Source organism: Shewanella sp. 10N.286.51.B8 (assembly GCF_041469325.1).
Taxonomy (GTDB): Bacteria; Pseudomonadota; Gammaproteobacteria; order Enterobacterales; family Shewanellaceae; genus Shewanella.
This window is the reverse complement of sequence record NZ_JBFRKG010000008.1, coordinates 131,734-155,643: the sequence shown is the minus strand read 5'-3', so window position 1 is coordinate 155,643 and position 23,910 is coordinate 131,734. Positions and strand designations below refer to the sequence as shown.

The following is a 23,910-nucleotide window of genomic DNA, read 5'->3' as shown; positions in this document are numbered from 1 at the left end:
TATTATGTGGTTTGATAAAAAAAATGGAATGCATTTATTTTCGCTGTTTATTTTGTTGGGGGCCATTACCTTTATGGCGTCCAGTTATATTTTTGTGTCCAATCAGGCCGCTGAAACTGCAAAACTCATCAATGAAGAGAATTTAAAAGGTAAATTTTCTGCAATTGAACAATACGTTGCCGAGTTCATCGGCGCCCATGAAAGGGATGTTAATAAAATATCCACTTACCCTGATGTTATCAGCGCGACGCTAGAAGGTGTTGATGATAAACATACCTTACATGACCAACTATCACTGATAAAACCACATGATGTAGATACTTTTGTGAACCTGTATGACTTTGCTGGCGAGGGCATTTATCTTGAATTTGAGCTTGGGGAGCAACTAAGACATTACCTGGTTGAGGGGATTAATGATGAGTCAATTCTTAATGATAACAACTATATCTTTTTTAACGAGCGTGGCCAAGATTACTTATTAATCACTGAGCCGATACGATATCACGCATTAGCTGAGGGCTTGACTGCTTATATTATCCAGTTAAATGACTCGCAATTAATAGGTCGATTAATTGCAGATAAAAATCATTGGTTTGGGATCAGACAAGACAGGTTTAACTGGGCTATGTCTCCCCAGGGTGGCTGGCAGACTCAAGCGAAAATGATCCCCCAATTTGATATTTATCTTCTGTATGCATCATCGCCACAATTTGTTGAAAAAATAGAGTCAGACTTCTTACGAAGCTTATTTCTTAGAATGCTGCTTGCTACCAGTATGACCATTTTACTCTTGTATTTTTTGGGTAGAAAAATCTTAGTATCCCCCTTTCAGTCATTAGCTCGCTCACAGCAATTACTTGAGCAACAGGCGGAAAATTTAAAAAATAAAGAGGCTGAATCAACTCGACTTGCGCGGGTTGTCAAATATATGCGAGATGCGGTGGTATTTACCGATCCTGATATCAAAATAATTTGGGTCAATGGTGCATTTGAGAAGATGACAGGCTATAAAAAACATGAAGTGTTGGGCATGAAACCCGCAGATTTACTGCAAGGGCCAAAGACTAGCAAAGTAACGGCTCGTAAAATTGGTGAGCTAATAAAAAATAGAGGCTTTGGTACTTTTGAGATAATTAACTACACCAAGAGTAACGAAGCCTATTGGTTAGAGGTGCAAATTGGGCCGCTGTATGATGATTCAGGTGAGCTAGAAGGTTTTATGGCGGTTGAGCGTGATATTACTGAGCGCAAAGAATTGGAAGACTCGTTAAAACTCACTGCCAAAAAAGCCGATGCCGCAAATATCTCAAAATCGCAGTTTTTAGCATCAATGAGTCATGAGCTTCGCACTCCAATGAATGGCGTGTTAGGTATGACAGAACTGATTAAAGACACTTCTCTTAATGTTGAACAAGAAGAGATGGTCAATACCTTATTGAGATCAGGAAGGCACATGCTATCTGTGCTCAATGATATTTTGGATTTTTCAAAAATTGAAGCGGGGAAATTAACCTTAAATTTAACCCGTTTTACCATCAACGAACTCAAGTCGGAAGTTGAACCGATTTATAAAGCCTTGTGCGATGAAAAAGGCTTGGCATTTAGCTTTGAGTCGGCTGGCGAGCAAGATAAAGTTTGTGTCGCTGATAAGATCCGAATTCAACAAATACTACAAAACTTGCTCAATAATGCGTGGAAGTTTACCCCTCAAGGCCATATTGCCGCGTCAATTAACGTCATCAATAATGAGGCTGAGCCGTTATTAGAAATTATTGTGTCTGATAGCGGTATTGGTATTAATAAAGATAAACAAGATTATGTTTTTCAGGCATTCTCTCAAGCTGAAGCGGATACCACCCGTCGGTTTGGCGGCACTGGGCTAGGGCTGGCGATTATCTCTGAGCTGGTGAATGTTATGGGAGGTAGCATAGAACTCAATAGTGAGCTGGGGGTAGGTAGCCAGTTTAGAGTGAGTATACCGATTAAATTAGATGCCAAACCGCAACAGGTCACAGGTCATCATAGCTCTATGTTTGATGGCTCAGGTTTAAAAGTGCTTATTGTTGAAGATAATAAAATCAATGTAAAAGTGATGAAGATGTTCCTCAACAAACGCGGCTTTGATTGTGAGGTCGCTGAAAACGGTCAAATTGGTGTCGATAAAGTGCAAGCAACACACTTTGACTTGGTGATCATGGATAATCATATGCCGGTGATGGACGGCATTGCCGCGACCAAGGCAATTAAAGCGTTAAACTTGGCTAATGAGCCGTTAATTATTGGCTGTACCGCAGATGCTTTTGAGCAAACCCGTATCGATATGATCAGCATGGGGTGTACTGAGGTTGTCACTAAGCCTATTCATAGCTCTAAATTAGACGAGATCTTAATCGCTATCTTTTGAGCTTACTCATAGCGATAGCCCGCAAGCCTGCTTACATAAAACGCCTGTCTATCTCATTAACCCCAGTTGCGGTTAACTCAATTGCCCATCGCTAAATCATTAGCAGATAAAGATCATGCTTAGGCGCTTAAGATTAAGCTATAGTGACGCCTAAATATCAATAGTTTGCTGTTCAGCCATTAAGTCGTAGGTTGTAAATTGTTACCAGAAAAATTTAAAAAATCAGAAAAAACGATCAAGCATAGTTGGTTTGGGCGCCTGTATTTAGGCGCTGCAGATGCCATTAAATTATCGGCTAATGGCATTGAGTTTCGTGCTCAGCAAGGTCGTTTATTTAGGCATTGGTTTACAGCAAAACCTGTACCTCAGCTGCAACAATTTACTTGGCAGCAACTGGCTGCGCCAGCCGAGTTTACCCCAAGCTTTTTAGGCAGTTTGCTTCGATTTCAAGCCCAAGGCCAGTTTTATCAGGTGCCATTTCTGGGATATTTTTCTAACCCCAAATTTAAACAAGACATTGAACAATATTGGGCGCAAGCTCATGAGCAGCAGCTGTGTGAGTTAGTTGCCCGCATTGAGCATACCTTAGCGAATAAGTATTTACGTCAGTCGTTACTTGGGCAAATGCAGCCTCGCATTAAACGTGAATATCGCCGCTGGTTTCCATGGTGTAAATCGGCGGGGTTATCGGTAACGCTTAACGCTGCGTTAGTGAAATTATCTGGCTTTTATCATTGGAATAACGCCAAGATAGCGCAAATTCGTTCGGCTTATGTTGACAGGCAATTAGTCAAATATGCAGACTTTTTTGATAATGTTGAATCAAAGCCATTAACCGATAAACAGCGCCGCGCTTGCGTTATAGATGATGATAACAATTTATTACTGGCAGGGGCTGGCACCGGTAAAACCAGTGTAATGGTGGGGCGTGCAGGCTATTTAGTTGCCAGCGGTCAAGCGCAAGCAGCGGATATTTTATTGTTAGCTTACGGCCGCAAAGCCGCTGATGAAATGGATGACCGCATCAAACAAAAACTGGCCACAGATGCAATAAAAGCCAGCACCTTTCACAGCCTTGGTTTAAGGATTATTGCAGCAGTGGAAGGCAAGCAGCCCAGTTTGTCACCATTGGCAGAAGATGACCAAGCCAAAGAGAAATGGTTACAACTCCAGCTTGATAACTTGCTTAAAGATGAGGTTTACCGCAAACGGCTGTGTGAGTTTTTTAGCCAATATTATTATGTGGAAAAAAGCCCATTTGATTTTGAATCCGAAGGCGAGTACTTCCAATACTTAACTGACAATGATATTCGCACGCTTAAAGGCGAGCGGGTTAAGAGTTTCGGCGAACTGTATATTGCTAACTGGCTATTTAAAAACGGCATTGAATATCGCTATGAAGCCAAGTATGAGCATGATGTTAGTAGTGTTGATTTTCGCCAGTACCAGCCTGATTTTTACCTGCCAGAATATGATGTTTATATTGAATATTACGGCATTGATGAGGCTAATAATACCGCCAGTTATATCGATAATCAGGCTTATCTTGAGTCGATACAGTGGAAACGCGAGTTACATCAACAGCATGATACTGCCTGTATTGAGCTATTTTACTATCAGCATAAAAAGGGCCAGTTAACGGCAGAATTGCAACAGGCATTAACGGCATTTGAACTGCAATATGCGCCGCTGCCCGATGACGCGATACTGGCAACCCTTAATGAGCTTGGGCGGGTGACTGAATTAGCCAAATTATTTAGTCAGCTTATTGGTTTATACAAAGCGGCTTGCCTTGATAATAAAGGCCTAGACAAGCTATTTAATCAAGCTACTGATCCCAAGCAAAGCCGTAAGGCATTTGAATTGCTCCAGCCCATCTTAACCGCTTACCAACAGCAGTTAGCTGCAAATGGCGATATCGATTTTGAAGACATGATTGCCAAGGCGCTTAACTATATACAAACAGGGCAATTCATTAGCCCGTGGCGTTATATTATGGTGGATGAATTTCAAGATATCTCTGAGCCTAGAGCGCGTTTAGTTAAAGCATTAACACAGGCTTACTCAGCACCGAGTAAAACCACAGCCTCATTATTTTGTGTTGGCGATGACTGGCAGGCTATTTATCGTTTTAGTGGCGCAGATGTCAGCCTAACGACCCATTTTAGTGACTATTTTGGCGCAGCTGCGACAAGCTATCTTGACCAAACATTTAGATTTAATAGCAGCATTGGCGATGTTGCTACCCAGTTTGTCACTCAAAATCCGGCGCAGCTTAAAAAACAGATTCGCTCCAACGTGACAGTGACCCAAGCGGCGGTATCAGTGATTAAGCGCGGCGAACATGAAGCCGCCACAGCTGACAACCCAAGCCCTAATGCGTTAGCGCAAGCATTGTCGGCGATTAGTGCTAGGGTCAATAAGCTTAAAGCTGGCGCAAAGCAACCGACAGTGTACTTACTGGCCCGCTTTTGGTTTCAGCTGCCAGATAGTAATGCCCTAAGACTACTGAATCAGCAATACTCCAATATAACCATTGAGTGTCAGTCCTTTCATGGCGCTAAAGGTAAAGAGGCTGACTATGTGGTGATCATCGGGATGAAAACCGGCCAGCATGGCTTTCCATCAAATAAAATCATCCCGCCTTTGTTAGATGCCTTTTTAGCAAAAGAAGAAGACTTTAAGTACGCTGAAGAGCGACGGTTATTTTATGTGGCGTTAACCCGTGCTAAGCATCGCGCCTATGTGCTGGCCGATATGACCGACGTCAGCCCGTTTGCCACAGAGCTTATTCAAGATGGTTATGCCATTGAGCAAGCAGAATTTACGACCTCTATAGTGCAAAGGCTGTTTGAAGATATTAACTGTGTTCGCTGCACCACAGGAGTATTAAAGCAAAGAACCGGTAACTTTAAATCATTCTATTCCTGTTGCCACTTTCCTTTGTGCGACCACAAAGAAGCAGGCTGCGAGCTTTGTGCAAGCCCCATGACCCGTAAACGCTTTGCAGGCTTTAAAGTCTGTCTTAATGATCAATGCGCCCATACCACACCGTTATGCAGCGTTTGCGGCGCTGATATGGTGCTAAGAAAAAGCGCTCGGGGGGAATTCTGGGGCTGTAAAAATTATCGTGGTAGTCATCGTCAAAGTAGCAAGGCTAACAGCAGGCAAAGTTGCACCCATGCAGTTGATAAAGCCAAGTTAGTACTGCCGAAGTCGATCGACTTGAAAGGAGTGAGCCTTCTCTGATGCTATCAAAGATATAGCAGCAGCTAGCGGCTCACCCTAGGGGCCGATATTATTGCCCTGCTGTTTTTTGATTTAAGTTACGGGTATAAGTCGGGACATCGAGCTCAGCTAAGCAATGATTATCATCGTTACTGCCTACAGACTTTTCTTTTAGAAAATCGTGAAGATTAAGCTGCTCTACTGATGCAAAGCGGTCTGTTGAAGGCGGTACTTTAGCATCATCCATAATGATTACTGATTGGTCGGTTGTGGCTTGAATACCGGTGGCAATCACCATCAATTCCAGCTCGCAATCCAGCTCAGGCACTATGGTTAATCCAATTATCACCAATGCACTAGGGTCGAGTTGCTGCTGCAGGGTTTCGCCAATCATATTATATTGGCTGAGCTCAATATTTTCAGATGCCATCACACTGACAATCGCTCCTTTGGCATGAGTCAGCTCAACGTCTTCCAGTAATGGATTTTTAAGGGCGCTATTAATCGTCACTTGGATATCTGCACCTGGCATTTGCTTCGCCACTCCCATAGCGGCTCGTCCATGGTGATTTACCACCGCAATGAAATCATTGAGATCGATATTAATCAAACCTGATTGGCTAATGGTGGTGGTTAACCCCAGCAATACATCTTGCAAAATACGGTTACTTTCAAAAAAGGCGTTAACTAGGCTGACTTTCTTATCCAGAGTTTTAGCCAGTTTGTCATTAGGTAACACGATTACAGCATTGGCGTGCTGCATTAATTTATCGACGCCTTTATTGGCCAGAAGATTCCTTTGCTGGCCTTCAAAACTAAAAGGGGTGGTAACCACGGCAATTAATGGTTTATTTAGCGCTGCGGCGACTGAAGCCATGAACGGGATGGCGCCAGTGCCAGTGCCGCCGCCCATACCGCCAGTAATAAAAATGATGTCGGCGAGTTCAATAAGCTCTTTTATTTGTGCTTCAGACTCCTGCGCAGCAGCTTGACCTTTTTCGGGCTTAGCGCCCGCACCTAATCCTTTAGTGGCTTCAATGCCAATTTGTAATCGAGTGCTAGATTGAGAGGCCTGCAGTGATTGTGCATCAGTATTGACGGCAATCAGCAGGACGTTGTCATTGAATGGCGATTGGCTAAGTTGATTTATGGTATTGCAGCCGCAGCCTCCCACACCGAAAACGGCAATGCGAGGTGATGGGTTGTTTTGCGTCAGTAAGTCAAACATCGATTCATCTCCTTGAAGTTACGCTAAACAGCGTAACTTAAGGGTGCGACAGCCTAAGACGCAGCAATTTGATAGCGCGCATTGACCTTGTTAATTAATCGAGTGAAATGGGCTCTTAATTTGGCTGGTGCCAGCACTTCGACATTGTCAGCCATGCTCCACAACAATGTTCTTAATCCTGAGGTGTCTTCAACGGTTGCTTCAACCAGATAGCGTTTATCTTCTAACTGCTTAACAGTTTGATTGTCACTGAGCTTGGCATTGCGCATGATAAAGTTTGCTGATGCAGAAAAAAGCAATTCAATATCAATCAACTCCGCTTGGTTTTCCATTTTTCTACGGGCAATATTAGCTTCACTTCGAGTAATGGAAGGGGTGTCCAGCACTCGCACATTACGTAGTAAGTCGATGGATTTGGCAAAAAGTTTTGGCTCAACCGTGCCAATGGTAAAGGTCAGTAGTGCGACACCATCTGATATTTGTATACCTTCAGGATTAATGGGCGTGTAATCAAGCCAATAGCTTTTCCCTTGGATCACTCGCTTTATTTGGCAGGCAATCTGGCGCTTGTTAAGCAGTGCCGATTGCACAGCTTCAAATATTTGTGGATCTTGCTGCTCAATTATAAAAGGAAAAGGTTTAGGTAACTGCGCCACGCGGCAGGCCCAGTAAAGCCAAGGGTTATCAGGATCATTTCCTAATATTTGATCTGCACGGTCAAAATAAGGGGTCAACTGCTTAAGGCTTTGGGGAGGCAGCAGTTGGCTAGCACTGTGCTTTAGGGTGTAAAATGCCAATGCCATGTGATTATCCATCAAGGTCAAGTTAAGACCACGCCAACAGGCGGCAATCGACCAGCCAAAAGGCTTGCTTCTGTCATCGAGCACTATGCCAAACAGCCCCATGTCGTACATGGCTTTTAATTCCCGCTGCACGGTTCTTAATCCAATATCAAAATCACGACTTTGCAGTCTTGCAGTGATGTCATTAGCGGTAATGCGCCTTGGATGAGCAGGTATTTGTTCCAGCATGGCAATTTGGCGTTGGATATTGATTTGCATCGATGTTCTCCCGATTATCTATGCCATGAGCATAATACTACCCTGCGACAGAATCTGACGCACTAAGCATTTTTTGTATCATTATCTGATATTTAACCATGAGTAAAAGTTAAAGTTTTAGCTTGGGAATTACGTTGAAGGAAAGCGGAATCGAATACAGGAAGGGGCAACAAAACAACGGGGGTACATATGGGGGACATATCAACAAAAACGGGCTTTCCATTGCTGGAAAGCCCGTTTCAATACAACAGCTTAAGAATTGCTTCTTAGTTCATGCCGTATTTTTTTAATTTTTTGCGTAAAGTGCCACGGTTAATACCTAGCATGTTCGCTGCACGTGTTTGGTTGCCACGTGTGTGTTGCATGATGATGTCTAGTAAAGGTGCTTCAACTTCACTTAATACCATTTCATATACTTCAGACGCTTCTTGACCGTCTAACTGAGAGAAGAAGTTTGTTACTGCGCGCTTAACTGCGTCACGTAATAATTGTGGCTTGATTGTACCGTTAGCGGTTTCAATCTTACCTACGGTTAGCTGGTGAACTTCTGTGTTAGTTGTCTGATCAAACATTCTATTCTGCTCTTTATATTAAAAATTAACTAATTCATCAAAGTAACATTCCACAAGGGAATATTGCTGTTCAGCGGTTTCAAGCCTATTGAAGTCAGCACGAAATTGACGCTGCTCTTCTTGGTTTAGGTACCATCCCATGTGCTTTCTAGCAAATCGGACACCTTTGTACTCGCCGTACAATTCGTACAAAGCGTTAAGGTGTTCGAGCATGATTTCTCGTTGCTCGCTTGCCTCAACTGGCGGTAATTTGTTACCTGTTTCCAAGTAGTGGTGAATTTCTCTAAAAATCCACGGTCTGCCTTGGGCTCCTCGTCCTACCATTACAGCATCGGCGCCAGTGTAGTCTAAGACGAACTTAGCTTTTTCTGGACTGTCGATATCTCCATTGGCAACAACAGGGATTGAGACATTTTGTTTTATTGCTTTAATCGTGTCGTATTCGGCAAAGCCTTTATACATACACTGCCTAGTGCGGCCGTGAACGGCTAAGGAGGCAATGCCACAATCTTCGGCAATATGAGCAATTTCAACACCATTACGGTGTTCAGGTTGCCAGCCTGTGCGAATCTTTAGCGTTACCGGTACATCAACTGCACTAACAACAGCCTGTAAAATCGCTTTTACTAGCTGGGGATCTTGCATTAATGCTGATCCAGCAAGCTTCTTATTCACTTTTTTGGCAGGGCAGCCCATATTGATGTCAATGATGTGAGCGCCTTGTTCAACGTTGAACTGGGCGGCCGCAGCCATTAAATCAGGATCTGCACCTGCAATTTGTACTGAACGAATACCTTCTTCACCAGAATGCATCATGCGCTGGCGGCTTTTATCGGTATCCCAAACTTCGGGATTAGATGAAAGCATCTCTGAAACCGCTAGGCCTGCGCCATAACGTAAACAAAGATTTCGAAAAGCGCGATCGGTGACACCTGCCATTGGTGCCACGATCAGCTGATTTTTCAGTTGATAGGGGCCAATTTGCATTGAGTTATTCACCATGCTCGTCAAAGGGGCGCTATATTAGCCCTTTTTTACCGTCCTGAAAAGGTCAATAAATGAACTAAAGATAACTTTTTTGCTTGACTTTTAGTTGTGGAGTCGTCAGCGCCCCTTTTGGCGTAAAACTAGCTGTCATAAGGGGTGTGCTGCCTTTACCGTTATTTGCGGGTGCCTGTCAAGCGGCTCCAGTCTTCTTTGTGAGCCGCTTCATCCATGATGAACCATTGGCTGTAGAATTGTGATACTTCTTCTGCTTGCTCTTGTAGTAAGCCTGAAAGGGCTAACTTACCACCTGTTTTGACTTTCTCTGCAATCAATGGGGCAAGCTCGCGCAGTGGGCCGGCTAAGATGTTAGCGACTAAGATATCAGCCTGTAAATTTTCTGGTTGGTTTTCGGGTAAATACAGTGACAACTGCTCGACAACACCGTTGCGCTCGGCATTGGCTGTCGATGCATCAATGGCTTGATAGTCAATATCAACCCCGGTGACCTTCTTCGCGCCAAGCTTTAATGCAGCAATGGCTAAGATGCCTGAGCCACAACCAAAGTCGATAACTTCTTTATCTGACAAATCTAAGCTGTCTAACCACTCTAAACATAATGCGGTGGTTGGGTGAGTACCAGTACCGAAGGCTAAACCTGGATCAAGAATAACATTTACTGCGTCTGGTTCAGGGATGTCACGCCAGCTTGGGCAAATCCATAAACGCTGACCAAATTTGATGGGGTGGAAGCTGTCCATCCATTCACGAACCCAGTCTTTATCTTCTACTTGTTCAATTTTATGGTTAAAGCCTTTACCTAAGCAGGGAACTGACTCTAATAACTCTATGGTCGGTGCTAAATCAGTGCCAGCATCAAATAAGGCCATTAATATGGTGTCTTGCCATAAAGGTGTTTCACCTAGTTTAGGCTCGAAAATTGGCTCATCTTGGCCGTCTTCGTAGGTGATAGACACAGAACCTTGATCCATCAATAAGTCGCCTAGCATGTCTGCATGATCGCGATGAGTGTGAATTCGTAATTGGATCCAAGGCATGGGATTTTCCTAACTGATAATAAAATTAAACATGAATTGGCGGCTATTATAGCTGATGCCATAACGAGGTGGCAGATATTCCTTTGGGTTTATCGGCCAAAAAGCAAAAACGCGCCAAATGATAACTATTTAACGGCTGATATTTGTTGTGAAACATTGGCTTTTACACTTCAGAAGTGGACAGGTTGTGGGACTATTTCACCGCGATGAGTGTATTTGAGTCAAATTGACTATGATGATTTAGAGGGTAATATTTGTATCGTTATCAAAATTATTTTAGTAATGAATGATTAAGATGTGAGATTAAGGTCCAGACAATGCAGATAAATGATTTACACCTGTTTGTGCGAGTGGCTGATTGCGGCAGTATTGGCGCTGCTGCAGTTGAGCTAGATATTTCAGCTGCTGCGGCAAGTGCAGCATTAAAACGATTAGAGAAACAGTTAAATAGCGTACTGTTTATTCGCACCACTCGTAGCTTGCGTCTGACCGCCGAAGGTGAGCATTATCTGATCCATTGTCGCGAGGCGCTGGCGCAATTGCAATTAGGCCAGCAAGCCTTGTTAACCGAAAAAGGTCAAATCTCAGGTCAGCTCAATATCTCAGTCTCTTCTGACTTTGGCCGGAATGTATTCTTACCTTGGTTAGACAGTTTTCTACTGCAGTATCCAGATTTAACCATTCAACTGCATATAGGCGATAGCCTTAGCCATTTTCAGCACGATAAAATTGATATGGCGTTACGTTATGGCATACCGCCTGATTCAAGCCAAGTGGCGTTTAATATTTGTCATACTCAACGGGTGTTATGTGCCTCTTCTGCTTATATTCAGCATCATGGCGAACCTAAAAGCCCAGCTGAATTAGCGCAGCACAATTGTTTAATTTATAAGGTTGATGAACGTAATTATGATTTGTGGACGTTAATTAACGAGCAGCAGAGCTTTAAAATACGGGTGAGTGGTGATCGAAGTAGCAATGATGCTGATGTCACTCGTCGGTGGGCAGTATCAGGCCAAGGCATTGTATTTAAATCGGCTTTAGATGTTGTAGATGATTTAAATAGCGGTCGACTGCAACAGATATTGCCTGGATTTACCAGTGAGGCGATGCCGTTGAATCTCATTTGTGCAGGGCGACAGCATGTCAGCCCTGCCATGTTGTTAATGCGTGATAAACTGCGGCAACATTGCCTGCAATTACAACAAGCTGTGGCTATTTAGTCTTATGTTTAGAGGGTTTGATATCAAGTTCAAATCTTTATCTCAAAGCGCAGTGGCTTGCTAACATCTCACGATTCGCGTTGGTGTGATCTGCGTCTGACTCTTGCCTTGCGGTGGGTGATCTGGGTCACTTGCTGGTTTTTGGTTATTGCTACCGTTTGTGAACTTGATATGGTCATAAGTCATATTGAATTTACAGGACGTGCAAATTTATGGCTGATCAACCCGCTCTTGAAGCGCTAACCTCTGCAGCAAAAAAGACCAGCGGATTCTCTCATCCTGTATGGGCCGCTCGGGCCGATATGCTTCAAAGTGCAACTGGCCTGTTACTTGGCATATTCATCATTATGCATCTGCATTTTGAGTCGAGTATTTTGATCAGTAAAGAAGCCTTTTATCATGTAGGCCACTTCTTAGAAGGGGGCATGTTCAGTGAAACTGGCCATGGCTTTCCTGTTCTGACTAAATTCATTTCGGCATTTATGCTGATAGTCTTATTAATCCACGCTGTATTTGCCTTACGTCGCTTTCCTGCACAAATAAAGCAATGGCGGGCACTTAGAAGTCAAATGACCATTATGCCTCACCAAGATACTAAAATTTGGTTTTGGCAGTTAATTACGGGTTTTTTACTGTTCTTTCTCGCCCCCGTTCACTTGTTTGACATGATCACCAATCCTGAAATCGGCCCGCATTTATCGGCTGAGCGTGTTTACCACCAAGATGTGTGGATGCTGTATGTCTTGCTATTACCTGCTGTGGTATTGCATGCCATGTTTGGTCTCTATCGCCTAGCGGTAAAGTGGGGCGTGACCACAAAGCGTATGGCGGCGCTTAAGCTTGCCAAAATAATGGTGGTTTACTTAATGATTATTGGTATCGCAAGTTTATTGACCTACATCTTTATTGGGCAATCGTTGGAGTTACCCGTAACGCCTTTTGTACCGAGTTAAAGACACAGTGACTGTGCACAGTCATGCACCATTGAGTTTATCGCTTAGAAATACAAAGCCTAATACCGTATTAAAGGAATGCCAGTGAAAATTATTTATACAGATTCATTAGTTGTCGGCGCCGGTCTTGCTGGTTTACGTGTGGCAATCGCCTCCAAAGAGCGTGGTTTAGATACCGTGGTGCTGTCATTAATACCTGCCAAACGTTCCCATTCTGCTGCAGCCCAAGGCGGTATGCAAGCCAGCCTTGGTAATACAGTTAAAGGCATGGGTGACGATGAAGACGTCCACTTTCAAGACACAGTAAAAGGCTCTGACTGGGGCTGCGATCAAGATGTGGCGCGCATGTTTGCCCATTGCGCACCTAAAGCGGTGCGAGAACTTGCTAATTGGGGCGTGCCTTGGTCACGTATTAGTGCTGGCGATCGTGAAGTGGTGGTGAACGCCGAAAAGGTCACCATTACTGAAGCCGAGCAAGCCCACGGATTAATTAATGCCCGTGACTTTGGCGGGACTAAAAAATGGCGTACTTGCTATACCGCCGACGGCACCGGCCACTCACTACTGTATGCCGTTGACAACAAAGCCATTGAAATGGATATTCCTGTCCATGAACGCATTGAGGCATTATCGCTTATTCATGATGGCAAACGTTGTCACGGCGTCATTGCCCGTTGTCTCATTACGGGTGAATTACGTGCCTATATTGGTAAATCAACGACGATTGCAACAGGCGGCTATGGCCGTATTTATGAAGTCTCTACCAATGCCATTATCTGTGAAGGCATTGGCCAAGCATTGGCGTTAGATACTGGCGTTGCCACATTAGGCAATATGGAAGCGGTGCAATTTCACCCAACAGCGATTGTACCAGTGGGGATCTTAACCACGGAAGGTTGCCGAGGTGATGGCGGCTTACTGCGAGATAAAGACGGTCATCGTTTCATGCCAGATTATGAGCCTGAAAAGAAAGAGCTCGCCTCTCGAGATGTGGTCTCACGGCGCATGACTGAACATATGCGTAAAGATAAAGGCGTTGATAGCCCTTATGGGCCGCATTTATGGCTTGATATCACTTTGCTTGGGCGCAAACACGTTGAAACCAACCTTAGAGAAGTGAAAGAGATTTGTGAAAATTTCTTGGGCATAGATCCTGCCAAAGACTGGATCCCAGTGCGTCCGACTCAGCATTACTCAATGGGCGGTATTCGTACTAATGCTACCGGTGAAAGCCCGCAATTAGCAGGCTTATTTAGCGTGGGTGAGGCTGCGTGTTGGGATATGCATGGCTTTAACCGTTTAGGTGGAAATTCTCTGGCTGAAACTGTAGTTGGCGGTATGATCATCGGTAAGTACGTGGCTGATTTTTGTGAAAAGAACACCCTTGAAATCAATACAGCCGAAATTGAAGCCAGCATGGCTAAGATGCAGCAAGAAATCAACGGCTTGTTAGTCGGTAAGGGCACTGAAAATGTGTTTGATATCAAACTGGAAATGCAGCGCATCATGATGGATTACGTAGGTATTTTCCGCAATGGTCCTGAGCTTGAAAAAGCCATTGCTGAATTAAAAGAATTACTGGTTCGCAGTAAAAGTATTGGCCTTAAATGTAAAAAACGTCATGGGAACCCTGAGCTGGTGGAAGCGTTACGTGTGCCGCGTATGCTGCGGGTTGCCTTAACGGTTGCGTGCGGCGCCAATGCCCGTACAGAAAGCCGCGGTGCCCATGCTCGTGAAGATTACCCGCAACGTAATGATAAAGAATGGCTCAACCGCACTTTATCAACTTGGCCAGACGAAAACGCCCTTGAGCCCAAGCTAACTTACGAGCAACTTGATGTGATGAAGATGGAGTTGCCGCCAGGTTATCGTGGTTATGGTAACGACAATGCCATTGCGCATCCTGATACAGCTGCCCGTGAAGTTGAAATTGAAAAAATCCTCGCTGAGCTGGGTGACGATGCAGACCGCGTTGAAAAACAAGCAGCCGTTATGCCATTTGATTTACCAGAAAGCTTGCGTCCGCGTAATGAAAGATTAAGTGACACCTTTTTGGCGTCAGGAGAAAAGAGCTAATGACCAGCCCACGAACTATCAGTTTTAATATCTTTCGTTACGATCCACAAGATCCAAGAGATAAACCTAAAATGGTCACATATGAGCTCACTGAAGCGCCTGGAATGACAGTATTTATTGCGCTTAATATGCTGCGTGAGCAACAAGATCCTTCACTGCAGTTTGATTTTGTCTGCCGCGCAGGGATCTGTGGCAGTTGCGCTATGGTGATTAATGGCAAACCTACATTGGCTTGTAGAACCTTAACCGCTAATTTCCCTGACGGTAACATTACCCTAATGCCGTTACCGGGTTTTGAGTTAATTGGTGACTTGTCAGTGAACACGGGTAAATTCATGCGCGAGCTAGCTGAGCGACTGCAGTTATGGTTGCAACCTGATGCCAACGATATTGATATTCATCGCTTAGAAACGCCAATGGACCCTGCTGAGGCGGCTAAGTTATATGAGCTTGAACGCTGCGTTGAATGTGGTGTTTGTGTGTCTGCATGTGCCACTAAGCAAATGAAAGACAGTTTTGTTGGCGCTGTGGGGATGATGAAAATCGCCCGCTTTGAAATGGATAGCCGTGATATTCGCAGCGCAGAAGATTTCTATCATGTGATAGGTAATCAAGATGGCGTATTTGGCTGTATGACCTTACTGGGTTGTCAAGATGCCTGTCCTAAAGATTTACCGCATATGCAACAGATTGCTTATTTACGCCGTAAAATGGCGCAGACTATTGTGAGTTGCTAAGTTATTTATAGCTTAAACAAAGCCGCATACCTGTAGAGGTAAGCGGCTTTTTTGTCGATGGATTTAGCTATTCGCAACATGCTTAACTAACAGTTGGTGTATGAAATAAGCTTTGTTCTATTCCTTGTTTGTCATTTTGAGCAAATCAATGTCGTGGCGCTTAGTTCACACCTGATTTGAACCGTAAGTTTCCTTTCTGTATTTCCAAACTCCGTTTGGATTAAGATCGTGGGTTTTCCACCCACACCCGACCAAAAGGGGAAAAGCGCTTGTTCCCCTTTTGGATATCCCCCAGCGCCCCGACGAAAAATGCTGAAAAGCGCATGATTTTCGATGGGGATTGATCCAGATTTTGACTTCGTTTGTAGCCTTCCTCGGTCTTATTCGAAAATGCTAACGCTTCCGATGGTGCATCCCTGCACCGCGAAAGCTAGCCTGACGTCCTGTCAGGCTCACGCTATTTTCTCCGCGTCCTCAATTCAAATGGAGTCTTTAAAATGAAAGATCTACTAGCTTTAGCTCTTTAAATTATCACCAATGCAGTCAAATCGAAGAGACAATAAACCCAGTGTAGATACGTTCAAGACCTTCGAAAACATGGATGTTTTCGCAGAGCCCACAGGGATGTGTTTACGGCGTGTCTTGGATGTATCTGCACAAAAGCCTGCGGCAGGCAATGGATTAGATTGAAGATTCGATTCTCAGTAGCAGAGTCAATACTGATGAAGTACAAAGTTGGTGCTGGTAACTCGTTTATGCCCCATTATGTGATAGTTACCGTTAAATCTTTAATTAAAATCAACTTCAGATATACCTCTTACCGATACCAATTAAACTCTATTAACACACAGTTATAATGATTCTCTAGTTGTTCACCATATTATCGAAGTAAAAATCAGCGAAATCCGCATCAATAAATTTAAGGTTAAAATTTAATTGTTACATATCAGTCGTTTAAATTTTTCCCGTGAAGTAACAATGGACCCGCTAAATGTTCTTGCTCAACTTTGCGGAGTGGTGAAATAGAGGACGACAAAAAGTTAGGTATTAGTTGCTTTACATCAATAAGTTACGTTGATATGTTGGATGTGAATTTATTTAAGGCAGGGATTTATCCGAGACCCAGGATAATGAGATGTTAGGTGATTAGGAGTTTTTTGCGGACTATGCTCAAATTAAATGACGTGGATAAAGAAATCCTAATGATTTTAAGGAAAGTGTTCCTTTCTAAACATATAAAGCCATTGCAATCTGACGATCATTTACGGATTTGGATGATTGGTATATTTTTTTATTTATCTATACTTTTTGTTATTGGCAAAGTTGTACTAACTATATCGGGCAAAGGACTTCCTAGCGAATACTCTACAATGGCATCCACTCCCATTGCTTTTTTCTTTGGAACTTTGTTTATTTATATAAATTCAGAATCAGAAAACACTAGTTTATTGGTGTTTATTTTAACTTGGGTGTCTATAGTAATTGCGCTTTATATGGCATAGAGTCAAAATCACCTAGATTGTGTGAGGGAGTTTAAACATTATTCGATTTCAATACATTTACTAATTCCACAACCTACTTTTAGACCCTTTGCACTAAATGGTTTTTGTCCAAAAAAAGCTTCAAACTTTATTCATTGAAGACATTGGTAGATATAACTAAACCAAAGGTGCCAGCAGCATTAATTCGGCAATATTTTGCACGCCAAGTTTTTCCATTAGTTTTGAGCGGTGCACTTCGATAGTTCTCACCGCGACGCACAATTCATTCGACATTTGCTTGTTAGTATTACCAGCGATAACGAGCTCGAATATTTGCTTTTCACGTGCAGACAATCCTTCAATAAGGCGAATATTAGAAAGCTTCCAATGCTGATTGGCGCTGTAACTCAAACCATTCTCAATAGATTTCGATAACACATTGCCTTGGACTGGTTTTTGGAAAAAGTCGAAAGCGCCTTTTTTAAAGGCATCTACCGCCATGGGAACATCGCCGTGGCCGGTGAGAAATATTACCGATAATGGACTGTGAGCTTCGCTTAATAATTGTTGAATTTCAGGACCTGTGAGTCCCGGCATTCTGGCATCTAAAATGACACAGCCGGGCAGGGTCAGATCGATTGATTCAAGGAATGTACTGCCTGAATTGAAGCTAATGATTTTGTAGTGGTAGCTATCCATCAAGTAAGTGATGGAATCAATAATTGCCTCGTCATCATCGACAAGATATACCGGGCCAGAAGTTATATTTTGCACGCTAATTCCTTTAACTCTCCATATCGATAATTGATAAATATCTCAGTTTGAAACCTTTAGCTAACTTTATTTACACAAAGCATGAATCACATCACGTTGATTAGGGACGACTCTAACGTAAGCTTATTAAAGTTCATTTATTAAGGATGCTAACTTGCTGCGTTTTATATTGGGTTTACTGGTTATATGTTCAATGTATCCAGCGTTTTCAGCCTCTTCTGAGCCTATTAATCAAGAAATGCGCATTCAAGCGTTGAGTACTCACGGGCATAAGCCTCAAGAGTTCAATGTTGGTGTATTAGCTAATTGGGGGCACCAACAAGCAGCTGAGCGCTGGGCTCCGATGATGGCATATTTAAATAAACATATTGATGATGTGAATTTTAATGTCTATCCAGGAGATTTTGAGGCGCTTAATGAGGCTATGGAACTCGGTAGCATTCAATTCATTATTACCAACCCTGGACAATATCTTTATCTCTCCAATCAATATCCATTATCTTGGCTAGCGACGATGCGATCGCGCCGCCACAATGGGGCAACATCGGCTATTGGATCAGCCATTATAGTGAAGGCCAATAGTGATTATCGCACCCTATTTGATTTAAAACACAAAGTGATTGCAGCAAGTGACCCAAATGCTTTGGGAGGGTATCAAGCCACAATCGGTTTAATGCACAAGCTAGGTATGAAATCCAAAGATTACTTTAGTGAGGTCAAGTTTTTAGGTTTTCCGCTTGATCCATTGTTATATCAAGTACGCGACGGCAATGTCGATGCTGCGATTACGCCGTTATGTACCTTTGAAGACATGATTGCTAGAGGGTTAATTAATGCTGCTGATTACCGAGTTTTAAATCCAAGTAAGCCCGAAGGCTTTGATTGCCAATGCAGTACCAAACTCTATCCTAACTGGTCTTTTGCTGCGAACGAAAGTGTGAGTAATGTGCTCAGCAAAGAAATCACCCAAGCATTAATGGATTTACCTTCAGACCACCCCGCAGCCATTAAAGCGCAATTGATGGGATGGACATCGCCAATCAGTCAGCTTGCTGTTATTCAACTCTTTAGTGATTTAAGGGTTAAGGTGACTGACGTCAACCGCTGGGAAACCTTACGAAATTGGTTGAATGATAATCGCCACTGGGGCATTTTTGCAGTACTTCTTTTTGTGGTCGCAACGGTTTATCACTTGTGGATTGAATACCGTTTTCATCAAAAAAGTGAGTCATTAATTGCATCGGAGCGCCAATTAAAGCAGCAAGAAATCGCGCTAGAACGGCTGCAAAGTGCAGCTATTATTGGTGAAATTGGTGCAGGACTCGCACATGAGATAAACCAACCCATAGCGGCTATTACCAGCTACAGTGAAGGCGGTATTATGCGCCTACAAAGTCATCAATTACCAGATAATCAAACAGCCATAGAACTGCTAGAAAAAATCCACAAACAATCCACTAGGGCGGGTGAGGTTGTGCACCGTATTAGAGGTTTATTGAAGCGCCGAGAAGCGGTAATGGATGATGTAAATATTCTAACGCTAGTGGATGAGAGTATTTCCTTGCTGCGGCTGGAGCTTGCTCGGCGTGATATTAAAGTGGCTAAAGATATTAAAGGTGAGCCGTTTTTTATTACCGCTGACAGAGTTGGGCTGTTACAAGTACTGATCAATCTGATTAAAAACAGTATTGATGCGATTGATGAACATCTGTATGAAACTACTGGGGAAATTAGTATATCTATCCACTTTAAGGATCAGCAAGTCAATATCGTGATCATCGATAACGGCCCTGGTTTAGCGCAAGATTCTGACGCGGTAATGGCGACCTTTTTTACCACTAAAGAAGAAGGCTTAGGTCTTGGGTTAGCCATCTGTAATGACGTGATTAAAGAGCATGAGGGAATCTTTAAACTTAAAAATCGCGAAGATGAATCCCATGGTTGTAGTGCGCTGATAGCATTAAAAAAGCGCGGTAGTAAGCAAAAAATACAGGCATAAACCTCTGAGTTTGTTCAATATGTGGTTTACCACAATAGTAAAACTTACTTGTTTGTGATGGTGATTTTTTGAACTGTGAATAGCGTCACAAAGCATGCTATAGACTTGTAGATATGTGGTTTACCACAATATTCAATCTCTCAAACCTAGTTAACAATGGTGCAAACCTTGGAACACGACAATCACATTAGCAGACCTTAGTTTAGGTTGATGACCGTCGATTTCGTTCTTGGGCAACATTGTCAGTTGGGAGATAAACCATGAAATTAAATCGACGAACCTTTATCAAGGGCGTTGGAGCTGGAACCGCAGGGTGTGCATTTGCAACCTTACCTGGTTCTATTGCTGCCCTTGGTAAGACTGAGCTACACGGAAGTGAAGAATCAGTCGCTAGTATCTGTGAAATGTGTTCTACGCGCTGTCCTATTTCGGCCCGTGTTGTTAATGGTAAAAACGTCTCTATCTTAGGCAACAAAAATGCCAAGTCATATGGCGGTGCGGTTTGTGCCCGTGGTGGAGCAGGCCATAGTCAGCTTTATGATAAGCAGCGTATTGTTAAACCGCTAAAGCGTGTTGGTGAGCGTGGCGAAGGTAAATGGGCTGAAATTGAATGGGATGAAGCCTATTCTATCATCGCTGAAAATCTTAATAAGATTAAAGCTAAACATGGCGCAGAATCGGTCGCTTTCTCTTCTAAATCTGGCTCCTTGTCAGGTCATCTATTTCATCTTGCTAAAGCTTTTGGCAGCCCTAATACGTTCACCCATGCATCAACTTGTCCTGCGGGTTATGTTGTCGCAGCTAAAGCGATGTTTGGCACTAAAGCCAAGCGTGATTTAAGCAATTCAAAATACATTATTAACTTTGGTCATAACTTGTATGAAGGCATCAACATGTCTGAAACACGAGGTATGATGAATGCGCAAATGGAAAAGGGCGCCAAGTTAGTGGTATTCGAACCTCGTTTTTCAATTGTGGCTGACAAAGCGGATGAGTGGTATGCCATTAAACCTGGTACCGATGTCGCCATAGCATTGGCAATTTGCCATACCTTAATAAAGGACGATTTATACGATAAAGATTTTGTCGCGCAATATGTGTCTGGCTTTGAAGATTTTGCTAAAGAAGTGCAAGCCTATACGCCGGAATGGGCGGAATCGATTACTGATGTGCCTGCTGAAGATATCCGCCGTATTACTCACGAATATGCCGCAGCTGCACCGCATGCACTTGTTGATTTTGGCCATCGTTCTTCGTTCACCACTGAAGAATTTGAAATGCGCCGCGCCATCTATGCAGCCAACGTCTTGGTTGGCAATATTGAGCGTAAAGGCGGTTTGTACTTTGGTAAGAAAGCGTCGACATACAACAAATTTGCTGGTGAAAAGGCTGCACCTACGTTAGCCAAGCCGGGCGTAAAAAATATGCCTAAGATTGATGCTAAGCGTATCGATATGGTTGATGAACAGTATTCTTTATTGTGGTCATCTGGTGGTATATATCAAACGATTCTGGATGCCAGTTTAGACGCCGTACCTTACCAGCTTCATGGTTGGGTTATGAGCCGAACTAACCCAATGCAAACCATGACAGACAGAGCGCGTATTGTTAAGACGATGCAGAAACTCGACTTCATTGTGGCTTGTGATATCTACATCAGTGAAAGTGCTGCCTACGCCGATATCTTCTTGCCTGAATCAACTTACCTCGAGCGTGACGAAGAAATTGTCGATAAGTCAGGTAAAAATCCTGCTTACTACGTGCGTCAAAAAGTGGTTGATACCATTGGTGATACCAAACCAAGCTGGTTAATTTGGAAAGAATTAGCCAGCAAGTTAGGTCAAGGCGACTTTTTTCCTTGGGATTCAATGGAAACATTGCAACTGTTCCAAGTTGATAAAGATGTTGCCCTGTTGAACAAAATCAAACGTGACGGTTGGGTGAGCTATGGTAAACCTCTTATGTTACGTGAGCCGAGTATGGTGCAAGATTTTGTCGCTGATTACCCCAATGCTAAAACCCCTGATGAGGATCAAACTTACGCTAGCCACATGAGCTTTAAAACACCTACTGGCAAGATTGAACTGAGCTCCGACAAAGTGGAACAAATGGCACCGGGTCGCGGAATTATTAAGTTCCGAGAAGTGACTATGAAAAAAGCGGATGAGCTATTTTTTATCCAAGGTAAAGTCGCTGTTCATACCAACGCCGCCACTCAAAATGTGCCGATGTTAGCCAATCTCATGTCTGACAATGCCTTGTGGATCCACCCCGTGACTGCTGAGTTATTGAATATATCCACTGGGGATGCTATTCGGATTTATAACGACACCGGCAGTGAAGAAGGCCATGCATTGGTGACACCGGGTATTCGACCTGACACCGTGTTTGCTTATATGGGCTGTGGTTCTAAAAACAAAGAGCTTGCTCGTGCCACAGGTAAAGGTATTCATTGTGGCAACCTTCTTCCCGATATTACTGCTCCGGTTACAGGTATGAATCTACATACCACCGGCGTCAAAATAGCTAAGATTTAAGCGGAGTTCATTATGACTAAACGTTATGTTCTTGTGCACGATGAAAACAAGTGCATTGGCTGCCAAGCTTGCAACGTAGCTTGCCGCAGTGAAAATAATGTCCCTGAGTCGGTTACTCGTATTCAGGTTCGAGTAGAAGGGCCTTATGGCAACTTCCCAAACTTACATTTTAAGTACAATCGTGTTTCGTGTGAGCAATGTGAAGATGCACCTTGTGTGAAGGTTTGCCCGACAGGTGCAGCTTACGTAAATGATGACGGCATTGTCTCTATCAACGAAGGTAAATGTGTTGGTTGTTTGTATTGTGTGGCAGCTTGCCCTTACAAAGTACGCTTCATTAATCCTGAAACCAAAGCGCCTGATAAGTGTGATTTCTGTAAAGAATCGCGTTTAGCGCGAGGTGAAGATCCTGCTTGTGTGAGTGTATGCCCAACCCAAGCGTTAACCTTTGGTGATGCCAATGATCTGACTTCTGAAGTCAGTAAGTTACTTGATACTAAACAGCACTATCAGCACAAGGCGAATCTTGGCACTAAGCCAAGGGTCTATCGTATTCCTAGCCGTAGAGGGGGGATTAAAGCATGAATAATATCTGGGGCTCAATGGAGCAATATGATCCGGTTGTCTGGAATTGGATAATCGCAGTGTATTTATTTATGGCAGGATTATCAGCAGGTTCAATGCTGGTGGCTATAGGACTAAAATGGTACAAGCAAAGCCGAGGTCTGCCTACTGAAGGCTTACCTGTTATCAAAGCTGCTGCGGTACTGGGTCCAGCTGCGATTTGTTTAGGCATGGCGTTGTTGGTACTTGATTTAACTAAGCCGTTTGAGTTTTATCATATCCTGCTCAACTATAATTTTACCTCTGTGATGGCATGGGGAGTATTAGCGCTAATGGTTTACATTCCATTGGTGTTTGTGTTCGCGATATTAGTTTTTGATAAGCAAGTTATACGCTTTGCACCTTGGTTAGCGGGAGTGATAAACGTCTGCCGTAAAGTTGAAGGTAGTTTAAATAAACTGATATTTGCGTTAGCGTTGGGTGTGGGAGTGTATACCGGTTTTTTATTATCGGCGTTAATTAGTTATCCGATATTAAATACTGCGGTGTTACCGGCGTTATTCTTAGCATCGTCATTGTCAGTGGGCTCAGCGGGTAATATTTTGGTGGCAACCTTGTTCTTTAGTAAGAAAGAATCAGATTGCATCGAGCAAGTTCACCGTATTGAATACCCTGTGGCATTTAATGAAGCGCTTTGTTTAGTATTGTTATTTGTCGGGCTCAACTTTTCAGGACCTGCAGCGCAAGCAGCAACCTCTGCAATAACGACGGGTGCTTGGGCGAGTGTATTCTGGATTGGTGTTGTGGGATTAGGGCTAGTGGTTCCTGTACTTGCCAGCACTTTATCACCCAAAAGCTGGAAGCATACTAAAGGCTTTTTGATTACGGTGTCGTGTAGCACCATATTAGGGGTATTAGCACTAAGACACTTCGTGGTTTATGCCGGACAAAGTTATATTAGCTAGTGACGGTATTAAAGAAACTAACAATACATTTAGTTAAGCAAACAAAGTAACCCAATAAAAATGCCG

Annotated in this window: 17 protein-coding genes; 11 read left to right on the top strand and 6 right to left on the bottom strand. The window is 43.3% G+C overall.

What is annotated here, in order from left to right:
• The first annotated feature begins 4 nt into the window (after window positions 1-4).
• The gene (locus AB4160_RS04700; RefSeq protein WP_372003740.1) at window positions 5-2,404 is read left to right on the top strand and encodes an ATP-binding protein; all 2,400 of its coding nucleotides are present in this window, start codon (window positions 5-7) and stop codon (window positions 2,402-2,404) included.
• Window positions 2,405-2,602: 198 nt separating this feature from the next.
• Window positions 2,603-5,653 carry a UvrD-helicase domain-containing protein gene (locus tag AB4160_RS04695; protein WP_372003738.1) on the top strand — a complete coding sequence of 1,017 codons (3,051 nt, stop codon included), beginning with the start codon at window positions 2,603-2,605 and terminating at the stop codon, window positions 5,651-5,653.
• Window positions 5,654-5,702: 49 nt separating this feature from the next.
• Here the strand turns inward: AB4160_RS04695 and ftsZ are convergent, their stop codons facing one another.
• The 5 genes from ftsZ to prmA form a co-directional block, all read right to left on the bottom strand.
• Complete coding sequence (gene ftsZ, locus AB4160_RS04690; protein ID WP_372003736.1) at window positions 5,703-6,860, bottom strand: cell division protein FtsZ; 1,158 nt, start codon at window positions 6,858-6,860, stop codon at window positions 5,703-5,705.
• Between the two features lie 53 nt (window positions 6,861-6,913).
• A complete protein-coding gene (locus AB4160_RS04685) occupies window positions 6,914-7,921 on the bottom strand; it encodes a YafY family protein (RefSeq protein WP_102476032.1) in 1,008 nt (335 codons plus the stop codon).
• A gap of 266 nt (window positions 7,922-8,187) precedes the next feature.
• On the bottom strand, window positions 8,188-8,493 hold the full coding sequence (gene fis, locus AB4160_RS04680) for a DNA-binding transcriptional regulator Fis (RefSeq protein WP_011494902.1): 306 nt from the start codon (window positions 8,491-8,493) through the stop codon (window positions 8,188-8,190).
• An 18-nt stretch (window positions 8,494-8,511) separates the two neighbouring features.
• Window positions 8,512-9,480, bottom strand: coding sequence for a tRNA dihydrouridine synthase DusB (dusB, locus tag AB4160_RS04675; RefSeq protein WP_102437013.1), 969 nt, complete (start codon window positions 9,478-9,480; stop codon window positions 8,512-8,514).
• A 173-nt stretch (window positions 9,481-9,653) separates the two neighbouring features.
• The gene (gene prmA, locus AB4160_RS04670; RefSeq protein WP_102437011.1) at window positions 9,654-10,535 is read right to left on the bottom strand and encodes a 50S ribosomal protein L11 methyltransferase; all 882 of its coding nucleotides are present in this window, start codon (window positions 10,533-10,535) and stop codon (window positions 9,654-9,656) included.
• 317 nt (window positions 10,536-10,852) lie between these two features.
• Here prmA and AB4160_RS04665 point away from each other — a divergent pair, with 317 nt between their 5' ends.
• From AB4160_RS04665 to AB4160_RS04645, 5 genes are all read left to right on the top strand, one after another.
• Window positions 10,853-11,758, top strand: coding sequence for a LysR family transcriptional regulator (locus AB4160_RS04665; RefSeq protein WP_102437009.1), 906 nt, complete (start codon window positions 10,853-10,855; stop codon window positions 11,756-11,758).
• 212 nt (window positions 11,759-11,970) lie between these two features.
• Window positions 11,971-12,711 carry a fumarate reductase cytochrome b subunit gene (locus tag AB4160_RS04660; RefSeq protein ID WP_102437007.1) on the top strand — a complete coding sequence of 247 codons (741 nt, stop codon included), beginning with the start codon at window positions 11,971-11,973 and terminating at the stop codon, window positions 12,709-12,711.
• A gap of 84 nt (window positions 12,712-12,795) precedes the next feature.
• Complete coding sequence (locus tag AB4160_RS04655; protein WP_102437005.1) at window positions 12,796-14,787, top strand: fumarate reductase flavoprotein subunit; 1,992 nt, start codon at window positions 12,796-12,798, stop codon at window positions 14,785-14,787.
• Entirely contained in the window at window positions 14,787-15,524 is a 738-nt protein-coding gene (locus AB4160_RS04650; RefSeq protein ID WP_372003734.1) for a fumarate reductase iron-sulfur subunit, read from the top strand. Before AB4160_RS04655 ends, AB4160_RS04650 begins: the two co-directional genes overlap by 1 nt.
• A 1,166-nt stretch (window positions 15,525-16,690) precedes the next feature.
• Window positions 16,691-17,026, top strand: coding sequence for a hypothetical protein (locus AB4160_RS04645; RefSeq protein ID WP_372003732.1), 336 nt, complete (start codon window positions 16,691-16,693; stop codon window positions 17,024-17,026).
• Between the two features lie 156 nt (window positions 17,027-17,182).
• Here AB4160_RS04645 and AB4160_RS04640 read toward each other — a convergent pair whose 3' ends face one another.
• Window positions 17,183-17,779, bottom strand: coding sequence for a response regulator transcription factor (locus AB4160_RS04640; RefSeq protein ID WP_372003730.1), 597 nt, complete (start codon window positions 17,777-17,779; stop codon window positions 17,183-17,185).
• Window positions 17,780-17,933: 154 nt separating this feature from the next.
• On the opposite strand from AB4160_RS04640, the gene AB4160_RS04635 reads away from it, so the two are divergent.
• The 4 genes from AB4160_RS04635 to nrfD all read left to right on the top strand — a co-directional run bounded on the left by AB4160_RS04635 (window position 17,934) and on the right by nrfD (window position 23,844).
• On the top strand, window positions 17,934-19,778 hold the full coding sequence (locus AB4160_RS04635; RefSeq protein WP_303503616.1) for a sensor histidine kinase: 1,845 nt from the start codon (window positions 17,934-17,936) through the stop codon (window positions 19,776-19,778).
• Between the two features lie 260 nt (window positions 19,779-20,038).
• Window positions 20,039-22,315 (top strand): thiosulfate reductase PhsA, encoded by a 2,277-nt coding sequence (gene phsA / locus AB4160_RS04630; protein ID WP_303503614.1) that lies wholly within the window; start codon window positions 20,039-20,041, stop codon window positions 22,313-22,315.
• Between the two features lie 12 nt (window positions 22,316-22,327).
• Window positions 22,328-22,900, top strand: coding sequence for a 4Fe-4S dicluster domain-containing protein (locus AB4160_RS04625; RefSeq protein ID WP_144211395.1), 573 nt, complete (start codon window positions 22,328-22,330; stop codon window positions 22,898-22,900).
• Window positions 22,897-23,844: an NrfD/PsrC family molybdoenzyme membrane anchor subunit gene (gene nrfD / locus AB4160_RS04620; protein WP_102436993.1), complete on the top strand. Its 948-nt coding sequence runs from the start codon at window positions 22,897-22,899 to the stop codon at window positions 23,842-23,844. The genes AB4160_RS04625 and nrfD overlap by 4 nt, the downstream gene beginning before the upstream one ends.
• Window positions 23,845-23,910: the final 66 nt, after the last annotated feature.